This window comes from Rhizobium sp. BE258 (assembly GCF_031457345.1).
Lineage (GTDB): Bacteria > Pseudomonadota > Alphaproteobacteria > Rhizobiales > Rhizobiaceae > Rhizobium.
In genome coordinates, this window is record NZ_JAVDWL010000005.1 from 306161 (window position 1) to 318507 (window position 12347).

At 60.5% G+C, this 12347-nt stretch carries 16 protein-coding genes; 6 read left to right on the forward strand and 10 right to left on the reverse strand.

The window, feature by feature from the left end:
* Positions 1-23 precede the first annotated feature (23 nt).
* From J2X43_RS19780 to mtgA, 4 genes are all read right to left on the reverse strand, one after another.
* Positions 24-431 carry a hypothetical protein gene (locus J2X43_RS19780; protein ID WP_310296473.1) on the reverse strand — a complete coding sequence of 136 codons (408 nt, stop codon included), beginning with the start codon at positions 429-431 and terminating at the stop codon, positions 24-26.
* A 144-nt stretch (positions 432-575) separates the two neighbouring features.
* Positions 576-761 carry a 50S ribosomal protein L32 gene (gene rpmF / locus J2X43_RS19785; protein ID WP_006724402.1) on the reverse strand — a complete coding sequence of 62 codons (186 nt, stop codon included), beginning with the start codon at positions 759-761 and terminating at the stop codon, positions 576-578.
* Between the two features lie 153 nt (positions 762-914).
* On the reverse strand, positions 915-1562 hold the full coding sequence (locus J2X43_RS19790; RefSeq protein ID WP_310296475.1) for a glutathione S-transferase family protein: 648 nt from the start codon (positions 1560-1562) through the stop codon (positions 915-917).
* 70 nt (positions 1563-1632) lie between these two features.
* Complete coding sequence (gene mtgA / locus J2X43_RS19795; RefSeq protein ID WP_310296477.1) at positions 1633-2379, reverse strand: monofunctional biosynthetic peptidoglycan transglycosylase; 747 nt, start codon at positions 2377-2379, stop codon at positions 1633-1635.
* Between the two features lie 134 nt (positions 2380-2513).
* On the opposite strand from mtgA, the gene J2X43_RS19800 reads away from it, so the two are divergent.
* Positions 2514-3428 (forward strand): farnesyl diphosphate synthase, encoded by a 915-nt coding sequence (locus tag J2X43_RS19800; protein ID WP_310296479.1) that lies wholly within the window; start codon positions 2514-2516, stop codon positions 3426-3428.
* Between the two features lie 31 nt (positions 3429-3459).
* On the opposite strand, the gene J2X43_RS19805 is transcribed toward J2X43_RS19800, so the two are convergent.
* On the reverse strand, positions 3460-3882 hold the full coding sequence (locus J2X43_RS19805) for a DoxX family protein (RefSeq protein ID WP_310296481.1): 423 nt from the start codon (positions 3880-3882) through the stop codon (positions 3460-3462).
* Positions 3883-3895: 13 nt separating this feature from the next.
* A complete protein-coding gene (locus J2X43_RS19810; protein ID WP_310296483.1) occupies positions 3896-4339 on the reverse strand; it encodes a cupin domain-containing protein in 444 nt (147 codons plus the stop codon).
* 116 nt (positions 4340-4455) lie between these two features.
* Here J2X43_RS19810 and J2X43_RS19815 point away from each other — a divergent pair, with 116 nt between their 5' ends.
* Both J2X43_RS19815 and J2X43_RS19820 read left to right on the forward strand, forming a co-directional pair.
* Positions 4456-5070 carry a TetR/AcrR family transcriptional regulator gene (locus J2X43_RS19815; RefSeq protein ID WP_310296484.1) on the forward strand — a complete coding sequence of 205 codons (615 nt, stop codon included), beginning with the start codon at positions 4456-4458 and terminating at the stop codon, positions 5068-5070.
* A gap of 52 nt (positions 5071-5122) precedes the next feature.
* A complete protein-coding gene (locus tag J2X43_RS19820) occupies positions 5123-5761 on the forward strand; it encodes a LysE family translocator (protein ID WP_310296486.1) in 639 nt (212 codons plus the stop codon).
* 11 nt (positions 5762-5772) lie between these two features.
* On the opposite strand, the gene ispG is transcribed toward J2X43_RS19820, so the two are convergent.
* From ispG to J2X43_RS19835, 3 genes are all read right to left on the reverse strand, one after another.
* Positions 5773-7023 carry a flavodoxin-dependent (E)-4-hydroxy-3-methylbut-2-enyl-diphosphate synthase gene (ispG, locus tag J2X43_RS19825; protein ID WP_310296488.1) on the reverse strand — a complete coding sequence of 417 codons (1251 nt, stop codon included), beginning with the start codon at positions 7021-7023 and terminating at the stop codon, positions 5773-5775.
* A 95-nt stretch (positions 7024-7118) separates the two neighbouring features.
* Positions 7119-8312: an MFS transporter gene (locus tag J2X43_RS19830; protein ID WP_310296490.1), complete on the reverse strand. Its 1194-nt coding sequence runs from the start codon at positions 8310-8312 to the stop codon at positions 7119-7121.
* 49 nt (positions 8313-8361) lie between these two features.
* Complete coding sequence (locus tag J2X43_RS19835; protein WP_112386068.1) at positions 8362-9138, reverse strand: DeoR/GlpR family DNA-binding transcription regulator; 777 nt, start codon at positions 9136-9138, stop codon at positions 8362-8364.
* Positions 9139-9385: 247 nt separating this feature from the next.
* On the opposite strand from J2X43_RS19835, the gene J2X43_RS19840 reads away from it, so the two are divergent.
* From J2X43_RS19840 to J2X43_RS19850, 3 genes are all read left to right on the forward strand, one after another.
* Entirely contained in the window at positions 9386-10156 is a 771-nt protein-coding gene (locus tag J2X43_RS19840) for an amino acid ABC transporter substrate-binding protein (RefSeq protein ID WP_112385912.1), read from the forward strand.
* 96 nt (positions 10157-10252) lie between these two features.
* A complete protein-coding gene (locus tag J2X43_RS19845) occupies positions 10253-10933 on the forward strand; it encodes an amino acid ABC transporter permease (protein ID WP_310296493.1) in 681 nt (226 codons plus the stop codon).
* Complete coding sequence (locus J2X43_RS19850) at positions 10930-11691, forward strand: amino acid ABC transporter ATP-binding protein (protein ID WP_112385914.1); 762 nt, start codon at positions 10930-10932, stop codon at positions 11689-11691. Before J2X43_RS19845 ends, J2X43_RS19850 begins: the two co-directional genes overlap by 4 nt.
* A gap of 24 nt (positions 11692-11715) precedes the next feature.
* Here the strand turns inward: J2X43_RS19850 and J2X43_RS19855 are convergent, their stop codons facing one another.
* Positions 11716-12276 carry an NAD(P)H-dependent oxidoreductase gene (locus tag J2X43_RS19855; protein WP_310296496.1) on the reverse strand — a complete coding sequence of 187 codons (561 nt, stop codon included), beginning with the start codon at positions 12274-12276 and terminating at the stop codon, positions 11716-11718.
* Between the last annotated feature and the right edge of the window lie 71 nt (positions 12277-12347).

Consider the following 12347-nt stretch of genomic DNA (forward strand, 5'->3'; position numbering starts at 1 on the left):
TCCGGGCGTTTCGAGGAAACGCTCTAAAGCCCGATCGAGACGTCTCGCCCCGCGGTGCGGATCGAGACGGCAAAGCCGCCGATCACATCGATCAGCGCAATCGTCATCAAGATGAAGAACACCTGGGTTGCCGCATCCTGGACGAGCAGAAACTCGACCAGGAAGGCGATGAAGACCAGCATCGACAGCATGTGATTGATCAGGCTGCCTGAGCCGTTACGCGTCGCCTTCAATATCTCGAAGAATAGCACCACAAGCGCGATGACGATGAAGAGATCGCCGAGCGACATGCTCCAGATCGCGCCTGAGATCATCGACAAAACCATGATGTCGTGCTGAAGCGCGGGAATACCGCCGCTTCCCATCAGGCCGAGCATTGCCATGTTGTAAAGAATAAATGGAATGATCATCAGCGGCATTGCACCAAGCATCTCGGTCTGTTCTCCCTCTATTCAGGGAATACTGCCGTAGATCGCCGTCCCACTTCAAGACAATTGCGAATATCGTGGTGCGCAAACGCAAAAAGACCGGCTGAAAGCCGGTCTTTCAATCTGGAAAACCAGAAACAGGAAAGCTTATGCGCTTTCCTTTGGCGTCAGAACCTGACGGCCGCGATACATACCGGTCTTCAGATCGATATGGTGCGGACGGCGCAGCTCGCCGGAGTTCTTGTCTTCAACATAGGTCGAAGCCTTCAGTGCGTCTGCAGAACGGCGCATACCGCGCTTGGACGGGCTCGTTTTTCTCTTCGGTACAGCCATTTCTCGTACTCCACTTCACGGGCAACACATTTTCGGCCAGACTGGCGGCCGAAACGACATGTCGCGATTTCGGAAATTTTGCGCGCTTATACATGCGATAAACGGCCTTGACCAGTCCCTAAACAGATTTTTTGAGAATCCTTTGATTCCCGTTCAAACCTCATCGTGCGGCACGATCCACGGTTCGGCGCGCGCAGCCTCTTCCCACCTCCGCCAGGCGGGATGCGCCTTGACGGCCGCCATATAGCTCAGCGTATCGCCGGATGTCACGAGGTCATAGACATCGAAGCGATTGACGACAGGCGCAAACATTGCATCGGCAGCCGAAAAACTCCCAAACAGGAACGGTCCACCGGATTGCTCCCGCAACTCCCGAAAGATCGTCTCGATACGCAGGACGTCGGCCATCACGCCATCGGCAAGCGCAATCTTGCCTTTCGGACGGCGAATGTTCATCGGGCAGGCATTCCGAATGGCACGGAACCCGGAGAGCATCTCCATCGAAACGGAGCGGGCGGCGGCTCGCTTCGCACGATCCTTCGGCCACAGCCCGGCTTCGGGATAGAGTTCGGCAACATACTCGATGATCGAGAGCGATTCCCAGACGCGGACGTCACCATGATGCAGCGCGGGAACGCGGCCGGTTGGCGAAAATTCCTTGAAGCGCGGATTGCCCGCTTCGAAATCGAAGGGAGTGAGAACTTCCTCGAAGGGAATGCCCGCTGCCTCCATGGCGATCCACGGCCGGAAGGACCAGGAAGAATAGTTCTTGTTGCCGATATAGAGCGTGAGCTTGTTCATGAGCCGATCCGTGCTGTTTCAGCTCTATCTACCGGCCACTGCGGCGGCTCACCAATGAATTATTCGCAGCTCAATCATAAATGCATCTGATGTAATCGCCGGCACCCTGGGCGCGGCGCTCGATCACCGCCGCAAGCCGCCTCAGGCCGCGGCCGGGCTTGCCGGCATTGCGGTCGATCGGGTTGGGCAGCGAGACGGCCAGCAGCGCCGCCTGGCGGCGTGACAGCTTGGACGCCGGAACCTTGAAATGGTAACGCGCCGCCGCCTCGATACCGTAGATACCCGGCCCCCATTCGGCGATATTCAGATAGATTTCCATCAGCCGCCGCTTGGTCCAGACGAAATCGGAGGCGACCGCCAGGGGCAGCTCAAGACCTTTGCGCACAAAGGAGCGGCTGTTCCAGAGAAACAGGTTCTTTGCCGTCTGCATTGGGATCGTGCTGCCGCCGCGCGTCGAGGCGCCGTCCAGCGTATCTTCGATCAGCATCCGCATCTCACCCCAATCGACACCACCATGGAAGCAATACTGCCCGTCCTCGGACATCATCACCGACTGCACTAGCGCCGGTGAGATATCGTCCAGCGACACCCATTGGCGATCGTAGCCGCGCAAAAGGACGAGATCGCGCAGCATCAGCGTTGAGACCGGATGAATGAAGGGAATAAGATAGAGAATGATCAGCGCATAAGGCAGGACGCAGAGAGCCAGGATGCCAAGCACGATGCGGGCAGGCAGCGAGCGGCCGCGCAGCCATGCATACATCCGCCGATGAGCCGGCATGGCGATGCTTTCCTCTCTCTCCGGCGTTATATCCAACGTCTAGCCCAGACCTGTTCCCTGCGTCCTCCATACCGTCTGAGAAAGGCCAAGGCCAGAGCACAACGGAAATCTTGATCTCTCCATCTACAATTCCGTTGCGCCGCGGGCTTTGCTCATGCCAAACAGCGGCCATGAACGCCAGTCCAGACCCATTTTCCGAACGGTTGAAAAGCAACGCCAGAGAGATCGAAGCGCTGCTGGAAGCGCTGCTTTCGAAAGACGTTCTGTCCGACGAGATCGCCCGGCCGGAAAGCCTGCGCGCCGCCATGCATTACGCCGTGCTGAACGGCGGCAAGCGGCTGCGTCCCTTCCTGGTTATCGAAAGCGCTCTCCTGCTCGGTGGTGACAGAGAGACTGCGCTGCGCGTCGGCGCAGCACTTGAATGCGTTCATTGCTATTCGCTTGTTCACGACGATCTCCCAGCCATGGACGACGACGATCTGCGCCGCGGCAAGCCGACGGTGCACATCGCCTTCGACGAAGCGACCGCCATTCTGGCCGGCGACAGCCTGCTGACTTACGCTTTCGACATCATCGCAGCGCCAGAGACCGCGCTTTCCGACGCCCGCAAGACCGCACTGATCCTGGCGCTCGCCCGCGGCTCTGGCCTCGGCGGCATGGCCGGCGGCCAGGCACTTGATCTGGCAGCGGAAAAGCAGGCGCCCTCCGCCGATGGCATCATTGCATTGCAGGCTATGAAAACCGGCGCCCTGATCCGCTTCGCCTGCGAGGCCGGCGCGATCGTTGCTGGCGCCGCAGACGGCGAGCGCAAGCGCCTCCGGGCGTTCGGTGAAAAGATCGGCCTCGCCTTCCAGCTTGCCGACGATCTGCTGGACATCACCTCGGACGCCGAGACCATGGGCAAGGCAACTGGCAAGGATGCCGGCCGCGGCAAGGGTACACTCGTTGCCCTCAACGGTATCGAATGGGCAGAAACGGAATTGCGCCGCCACGTCCAGGACGCGACGGCGCTGCTCGAGCCCTACGGCGACACAGCAGCGACGCTTGCCGCCACCGCGCGCTTCGTTGCCAACCGCAAGAACTGATTGAGAGCGCCGGGCAGTCCGGCGCCGATATCTACGCTTTTGCCAAGCGCCCTACCTCAGCCGATACCGGCCGCCGCAGGATGGCAACAACCATCAACCCGCCGATGACACTGATATGCTCGATAGCAAAGAGCATCTCGAAGAAGGCGGCCTCACCGGTCATCGTCCAGAAGGCATGCGCGACCGGGATCGTCAGTGCCGTGAAGACGCCGAGCGCCCCGGCTCCCAGCCAGACATTCCAGCCCGAAATCACCAGCGCCGAACCGCCGAGCTGAACCATGATGACCAGGGCAGCCATCGGCGCTGCCGGCAGCACGCCATATTTTTCCATCTCGGCGACGGCACCGGCAAAGTCGAAGAGCTTCGCAAGGCCGCTGGACCAGAAGACGAATGTCACCAGCACACGGGCGAGTATGCCGAGGACAGGCGACGACAGGAGCTTGTCGATCAACATATCCGCTCCTTCCTCAGGCTGCCGGTGCGAGCGGGATATCGATGCCGAAGCGGGCGGCCGTCTCGACAATCTTCGGAATGTCGGGCGGCGGCATTTGCGGAAACTGCGTCGTTCCCGGCGGCAACGGCTCGCCGACAGCCACGAAGAATTCTTCGTGCAGATCACCGGGAAAGTTGATCAGCAGCAGCTTCGACGGCTTGTCGTCAATGTTGCGGAAGGCATGCATGGTTCCCGGCGAGACATGCACGAACTCACCCGGTCCGCAGATCTTTGTCTCATTGCCGACCATGATCTCATAGCGGCCCTCGAGAATGAGAAACGCTTCCTGATCGGTCTGCGTGTGTGGCGGCGGGCCGGCATTCGGCGCGGTAAAAACTTCGATCACGGTGAAGCTGCCTTTCGTATCGGCATACCGTGCGCGAAAGGTCAGGATATTGCCGATGAAGTGAACGGTCATCGGCGTATCCGCCGATTGGTCTGGTTTTGTCGGAATGGAATTCATTGACTTGTGCCCCCAGGCGTTTGTGATACACTCAACTCTTAATGAGATACTCGTCTCATAATGAGGTAAAAATGGACAGTCAAGAAAAAAGATTCGAGCGTGTGAACCAGAAGCGCCGTACGCGCAGCGAACTGCTGCGCGCCGCACGGCAGATCGTCGAGCGAGGGGGACACCCGTCCGTTGCCGATGTTGCTGATCTGGCAGGGATTTCTCGCGCCACCGCCTATCGCTACTTCTCGACGCCCGACGAGATCATCCGCGAAGCGGTGCTTGATGGTGTCGCTGATGTCATCAGCATCGAACCGGCCACCCAAGGCGCTGGCGTAAATGAAGCCGAAGCGCGAACGGACAAGCTGGTCTCCGATATCTTCCGGATGATCCTCGGAAATGAGAGTGTCTTCCGGGCCCTGCTCGGCAATTCCGTCACCGGCCAATCGCAGGTCCGCCGCGGCGGACGGCGCATCCCGTGGCTGAAGGAGGCACTATCGCCGCTTCAGGGACGCATAGCCTCGAAGCAGCTCGACAAGCTCATCCATGCCCTGTCGCTGGTCACCGGCATCGAATCCGTCGTGGTGATGCGGGATATCTGCGAGCTCGAGCAGGATGAGGCCGAGAAAACACTGCGCTGGACAGCGAAGGCCATCCTGAAAGCGGCTCTGAATGAAAGTGATCTCAAGACGGCGTGACAGCAGACGAAAACTCTGACAGGTTCACGCTTTCCCGCCGAAGAGCAGCCCCATGCACGACACGCTATCCTATCTCCCGTCCATCATGCCCGCCTATATCGCTTACGTGATAGCGGTCATCAGCCCCGGCCCCGCGATCCTGGCGATCGTCGCGACCTCGATGACGCAGGGCCGTAAGGCCGGAATGACGATCAGCGTGGGGATTTTCGGCGGCTCCTTCACCTGGGCCTGTGCCGCAGCACTTGGCCTGGCAACGCTGCTGCATACTTACGCGATCGCTCTGGAAATCCTGAAGGTCTTCGGCGGGCTCTACCTGCTCTATCTCGCCTACAAGGCGTTCAAGGCGATGCGAACAGGCAATGAGCTTGCGCAGGCAAAGGATGTGCCGCCGCTTTCGACACGCGCCCTGCTGCTGAAGGGTTACGGCATCCACGTCACCAATCCGAAGGCGATCTTTGCCTGGCTCGCCATCATCGCGCTCGGCATGCCGCAGGGCGCACCGGGTTCGGTCGCGGTCCTCATCGTCGCCATCTGCCTGACGACAGGCTTCGCAATCTTCATGGGATATGCGGTGCTGTTTTCGACCCCGCATGCGCTGAAGGTCTACCGGAGCCTGCGCCGCTGGATTGAAGGCGCAATGTCCGCCTTCTATTGCTTCGCCGGGCTGAGGCTCCTCACCAGCCGCATCTAGCGGCTGGCTCCTTACTCGGCCGCGGTCTTCTGGCCGAAACGCTTCTCGATATAGTCGGCAACCAGCGCCTCGAAATCGGCCGCGATATTCGGGCCGCGCAATGTCAGCGCCTTCTCACCGTCAATGAAGACGGGCGCGGCAGGCGTCTCGCCGGTGCCCGGAAGAGAAATGCCGATATCGGCGTGCTTGCTCTCGCCGGGGCCATTGACGATACAGCCCATGACGGCGACGTTCAGCGCCTCGACGCCCGGATATTTCTCACGCCAGACCGGCATGTTCTTGCGGATGTCGTTCTGAATGCTCTGCGCCAGTTCCTGGAAGACCGTCGACGTCGTGCGGCCACAGCCGGGGCAGGCGGCAACGACAGGAATGAATTGCCGGAAGCCCATGACCTGCAAGAGCTCCTGCGCCACCTGCACTTCACGCGTCCGGTCGCCATTCGGCTCCGGCGTCAGCGACACGCGGATCGTATCGCCGATACCATGCTGCAGCACATAGCCCATGGCGGCCGACGAAGCGACGATGCCCTTCGAGCCCATGCCGGCTTCGGTGAGGCCGAGATGCAGGGCATGGTCGGAGCGCTCCGACAGCATCGAATAGACAGCAATCAGATCCTGTACCTGGCTGACCTTGGCAGACAGAATAATGCGGTTGCGCGGCAGGCCGATCTCTTCGGCGAGATTGGCCGAGATCAACGCCGACTGAACGATCGCCTCGCGGGTCACCTGGCGTGCCGAAAGCGGCGAGCCCGCCTCGGCATTCTGGTCCATCAGCGCCGTCAGCAGATCCTGATCGAGCGAACCCCAGTTGACACCGATGCGTACCGGCTTGTCGTAGCGGATCGCCATCTCGATGATCTCGGCGAACTGCTTGTCCTTCTTGTCCTTGAAGCCGACATTGCCCGGGTTGATGCGATATTTCGCCAAGGCTTCGGCACAGGCGGGATGATCGGCAAGCAGCTTGTGGCCGATATAATGAAAGTCGCCGATCAGCGGCACGTCCATGCCAAGACGCAGCAGGCGCTCGCGTATCTTCGGAACAGCGGCGGCACTTTCGTCGCGGTCGACGGTGATGCGGACCATCTCCGAACCGGCCTTGAACAGCGCGGCGACCTGCGCCACCGTTCCGTCGATATCGGCGGTATCGGTATTGGTCATCGACTGTACGACAACAGGCGCGCCGCCTCCGACAATCACTCCGCCGACATCGACGGCAACGGAAGAGCGGCGCGGTTTCGGATCAAAATCCGTGGCTGAAGACATGAAGAGAGCTCTTGGACCCTTTGAAAATCGTGCCTTTCAGGTGGATCATGCCTGCCTGCTTGTCAACCGCCCCGCGCTTCACTTTTGTTGGCGGCCTAGTGGCCGCCACCCGAGGCGCCGTCGGCATAGCGCGCCAGTCTCGAAAAGATCAGAACGACGACCAGAAGGGCCGGCAGCGCCATGAACACCGTCGAGAAGCCGATATGCTCGGCGACGAAACCGATTGCCGAAGGCGCAACCAGCATCCCTGAATAGCCCATGGTCGTCACCACCGAGATGCCGATTCCGGGTCTCAGGCCTGGCACGTTGCCGGCCGCCGAAAAGGCGATCGGCACCATGTTGGAAATGCCGATACCGCAGAAGGCGAAGCCGACGATTGCAAGCTCCGCAGTCGGCGCAAGGGCTGCAATCAGCATGCCGACGATCGCAAACAGCGTGCAGACACGCAGCGTCTTCACCCCACCGAACCTGTCGCGCACCATATCGCCGGCAAAGCGCATGATCGCCATCGTCAGCGAGAAGGCAGCAAAACCAAAGCCCGACAGAGCGACGGATGCGCCCATTTCCTGACGCAGATACAGTGCGCCCCAATCCAGCACCGCGCCTTCCGGAACCATGGAGAACAGCGCCATCAGGCCAAGCAGCCATGGCAGCGGCACCATCGGCAGGCGGGTCTTTTCCTTCTTCTCATCCGGATGCGGTGGGTCCGAAAGCATCATCGGCCACGCGACGGCAAGAAAGGCGGCGGCAAGCGCCGTCGCAAGCCCGGCATGACCGAGCACGCCGATCTTGGAAATCAGCAATCCGCCGAGCCCGGAACCGATCAACCCGCCAAGGCTCCAGAAAGCGTGGCAGGACGACATGATCGCCCGGCGCATCGACTTCTCGACAACTACCGCATTGGCATTCATGGCAACGTCCATGGCGCCGACGAAGCCGCCGAACAGGAAGAGAGCGATGCTGCCGGTGATGACATTGGGCGCAACGGTCAGCGCCAGAAGGATCGGCAGCAGGCAGACGGCCGTCGCCAGCGAGACGACACGCGAGCCGTGCTTTGCGATCTTCGCGCCGGCAATCGGCATCATCGTCAGGGAGCCAACGCCGAAGACCAGGATCATCAGGCCAAGCTCGAATTTGCTGATGCCGAGCCTTTCGGCAAATTCCGGAATTTTCGGTGCCCAGCAGCCGACCAGAAAGCCGTTCATCAGAAACAGCAGCGAAACCGCGATCCGGCTCTTCGGCATGAACCCGCGCTGCACGCCCGGCATCGCATGTAGTTGATTATCCATTGTCCCGTCTCGTTCACTATCGCCTGCCTCTTTGGCAGGTCACTTCAATTCAATTCGCCGCCGCGGCCTGCACCGTGCGGCACCCGCGCTCGCGATAGGCCGCGAGCAATGTTTCATCGGCGTCATGTTCAACCACTAGGCATTCGCAATGCGCCACCGGCAGCACGCTATGGGGTGCTGCCGTGCCGAATTTCTCCGATGTCGCGGCAACCAGAACCTGGCGGCTCTTGGAGGCTGCGAACCGCTTGAACTCGGCATCCTCAAAGCCGAAGGTCGTGACTCCGGCTTCCAGATCGACGCCGCAAGCACCGAGCACGCAGAGATCCGGAGACAATTGCTCCATGTCGCGCAGCGCCTTGGCACCGAGCGCGCCGCCGACCTGCCGGTCGATCAGCCCGCCGATAAGGATGACGTTGATACCCGTCTTGTCGAGCAGCGCTGCGGCAATGGCCGGCGCATTGGTGGCTGCCGTCAGCAGCATCTCCTGAGGAAGGGCGTTGGCGATCGCGAGATTGGTGCTGCCAGCGTCAAAGAAAACGGTCGATCCCGCCTTGATCTGCGAGACTGCCGCTTGTGCCAGCGACTGCTTGCGCTCGAAGGCGACGCTCATCCGCTGCTTCAGACTGCCGCCGGCCGGCGAAATCGGCAAAGCGCCGCCATAGACGCGCTCGCAAAGTCCAGCCGCCGCCATCTCGCGGAGATCGCGGCGTACAGTATCCTCGGATACGCCAAATTCGGCGGCAAGCTCCGCTGCCAGCACGCGGCCATGCGTCTGCAGCTTCAGCGAGATGATGCCTTGCCGCTCCCGCAGCAACATTTCGTTCACATTCATCCTCGACCCCGACATGAACAGGCACAAACAAACACAAACGTGCATAAACAGATAATCGCATGCATGCAATGGGGTCATCGCCACACGTTTATTGACGCCCTGAAACAAGCCGCGCTAAAAGTGCGGCAAATGAGAAAAATATTCGCAGTTGCCGATTTTCTTTGCAGTTTTCTACGCTTCGCCCCGCCCTGTTTTCTGCGATCAATGCGGCATTGAATTTCCTCCTTTACGGAACAGAAAAATGAAAATCCTGAAGACCATCGCCACCGCAGCCCTGATCTCCGCCGCAGCCTTTGCTGCTCATGCTGGCGAAAACCTCGCCGCCATCAAGTCCGCGGGTGTTCTCAAGATCGGCACGGAAGGCACCTACGCGCCCTTCACCTATCACGACGACAGCAACAAGCTCGTTGGCTTCGACGTCGAGATCGGCGAAGCCGTCGCGGCCAAGCTCGGCGTCAAGGCCGAGTTCGTCGAAGGCAAGTGGGACGGCCTAATCGCCGGTATCGACGCGAAGCGTTACGACACCGTCATCAACCAGGTCGGCATCACCGACGCCCGCAAGCAGAAGTACGACTTCTCCGAGCCCTACATTGCCTCGAAGGCCGTTCTGATCGCCCGCACCGACGACGACAGCATCAAGTCCTTCGCCGATCTGAAAGGCAAGAAGGCCGCTCAGTCCCTGACCAGCAACTTCGGCAAGCTTGCCGAGCAGTCGGGCGCCGAGCTCGTCGGCACCGATGGTTTCGACCAGTCGATCCAGCTCGTGCTGACGAAGCGTGCAGACGCAACCGTCAACGACAGCCTCTCCTTCCTCGACTTCAAGAAGCACAAGCCTGATGCGCCGGTGAAGATCGTCGCCCAGCAGGAAAATGCCGATTACTCCGGTATTATCATCCGCAAGGGCGAGCCGGAACTGCTGGAAGCGATCAACAAGGCTCTCGTCGACATCAAGGCCGACGGCACCTACAAGAAGATCGCCGACAAGTATTTCGGTCAGGACGTTTCCAAGTAACTCCGTTGCGCCGGTTTTCCCGCGCATCGACTTGATCTATAGAGTGTAGAGCGTCCGGCGATTTCGCCGGACGTATCTTTTTCAGAGGGTCGTCCCGTGCCTCATTGGCTTCAACTGATGGCGGAATCGCTGCCTACCCTTTTGTGGGGCGGCATCAAGTTCACCATCCCGCTTACGCTGCTCTCATTCTCCTTCGGACTGATCCTCGGATTGGCAACGGCCGTCGCCCGGCTGTTCGGCCCGGCACCCTTTGCGGCAATTGCCCGCTTCTATGTCTGGATCATCAGAGGCACGCCGCTGCTCGTCCAGCTTTTCGTCATCTTCTACGGACTGCCCAGTATCGGCATCCTGCTCGACGCCTTCCCGGCTGCCCTGATCGGCTTCACGCTCAATATCGGCGCCTACAGCTCCGAGATCATCCGCGCCGTCATCTCATCGGTGCCGAAGGGTCAGTGGGAAGCCGCCTATTCGATCGGCATGAACTGGCGCCAGGCGATGACCCGCACTGTCCTCCCGCAAGCAGCCCGCGTCGCGGTGCCGCCGCTGTCGAATACGTTCATTTCGCTGGTCAAGGATACCTCTCTTGCCGCCGCCATCACCGTGCCGGAACTCTTCCAGGCCGCGCAGCGCATCGTGGCAACGACTTATGAGCCGCTGATCCTCTATATCGAAGCCGCTCTCGTCTACCTCGTCCTCAGTTCCGTCCTGTCGACGCTGCAGGTGCGGCTGGAACGCCGTTTTGCCCGCTATGGCGGCATGCTGGAGGCAAACGCATGATCGAGCTCTCCAATATCGAAAAACGCTTCGGTGACGCCGTCATCCTGAAGGATATCAGCATCCGCATTCCCGAAGGCAGCGTCACCGCGCTCGTCGGCCCCTCGGGCGGCGGCAAGAGCACGCTTCTGCGTTGCATCAACCTGCTGGAAATCCCCACGGCCGGCTCGGTCCGCATCGGCGAGGAAACGCTGGACTTCGCGCCCGGCAAGCGCACCGGCTGGCAATCGATCCAGAAGATCCGCCGCCAGACCGGCATGGTCTTCCAGAATTTCCAGCTTTTCCCGCATCAGACCGCGATCGAAAACGTCATGGAAGGACTGGTCACCGTTCTCAGATGGCCGAAGGAAAAGGCCCGCGAGCGTGCCATGGAGCTGATGACCAAGGTCGGCATGGCCCACAAGGCGGATGCCTGGCCCTCGACGCTGTCAGGCGGCCAGCAGCAGCGCGTGGCAATTGCCCGCGCTCTCGCCCCGTCGCCACGCGTGCTGCTCTGCGACGAGCCGACCTCGGCGCTCGACCCGGAGCTCTCGGCCGAGGTGGTCGATGTTCTCGGTAAGCTTGCAAACGAGGGAACCACGATGGTGATGGCGACGCATGACCTGCGTCTCGCCTCGAAGATCGCGAATAACGTCGTCTTCCTGGAGGCGGGTAGCGTCGTCGAAACCGGCAGCGCCAAGGCAATCTTCACCGCACCCGAACGCGAGCGCACCAAGCGCTTCATCTCGACGATCAACGCCGCCCATACCTACGATATCTAGGCACGGGCGGCGCAAGGTCCGGTCTCAGCCAGCGCGCGCAGCCTTCAGTGCCTTGCCCCACCAGATCAGCTGGTCGAGCTGGTTCTTGGCGGCCTCGGCAAGATGCGGATAGTCGTTCAGGCTCTTCCCATCCTTGGCGACGGAAAGATATTCCGGGAAGCTGATGTGGACGCCGGTCCTCACCGACGCAGCGCTCATTTCCACGAAGACCAGCCGCAGATGCTCGACCGCACGGGCACCGCCGACGCCGCCATAGCCGACGAAGGCAACCGGTTTCTGGATAAAATCGCCAAGGTCGATGGCGTTTTTCAGCACTGCCGTCGGGGCGTGGTTATACTCGGCGACCGTGAAGATGTAGCCGTCGAATTCACGCAGCTTCTTTTTCCAGCGCTCGGCCGTCTCGCTTTCGGCCTCGCTGGCCGATGCTTCACCAAAGAAGGCCATCGGATAATCGAGAAGATCGAGCACCTCGACATCCAGTTCCGGACGCTCGGCGGCGATCGCGGAGATCCACTTCGCAGGATGATCGGCAAAACGCCCGATACGCGTGCTTCCAACGATAACGGCGATTTTGAGCTTGCTCATTGTGACCCTTTCCTGATCCGCAAATGATTGGAAAGGTCTGGATACTAGGCCAAGGTTCAAACCCGGCAAGC